Origin of the sequence: Morganella sp. TYF_1 (assembly GCF_043105645.1) — a bacterium.
Lineage (GTDB): Bacteria > Pseudomonadota > Gammaproteobacteria > Enterobacterales > Enterobacteriaceae > Morganella > Morganella morganii_B.
In genome coordinates, this window is record NZ_JBICLU010000013.1 from 1 (window position 1) to 477 (window position 477).

The window sequence follows — 477 nt, forward strand, 5'->3', positions numbered from 1 at the left end:
GCCGCTGAACAGGGCAGCACACCGGAAAAAATGTGGGAATCAATGAATTACAAAGGGTATTTTGAGCAAGGCTACAAAGCCGTTCCCATCGACTGGTCAGATTTTCAATTCAGCTCATACATGGACGGACGAATTTTCCGTTTTGAAATGGGTTACGGCAGAGTGCCGCCTCTGGAAATAAAAAATCACAAGGGTGAGATGTCTATACTCACCCCGTACCTGTCAATTATCGATGGCAAAGTCACGGTGGTAAACTAACCTTCTCTCTGCTGACGCTCCGTCTGTGATGGCCGGGCGTTATTCTATCCCCCGCAATTATGTTGCGGGGGCGGCAGATAGTTCCGTAATTCAGGCAGGCAATCACGTGAAATTCAGAAATACATTATTACTGTCATTATTTATTATGACAGGGGCTGTCATGGCACAGGCAAAAGAACGCAATATTGAAATCCGGACTTCGATTGATTCTAAGTACCT

At 45.7% G+C, this 477-nt stretch carries 1 pseudogene; it reads left to right on the forward strand.

The annotated features are described in order from the left end of the window. A pseudogene (locus tag ACF8OF_RS05260) lies at positions 1-258 on the forward strand (hypothetical protein); the annotation flags it as partial. Positions 259-477: the final 219 nt, after the last annotated feature.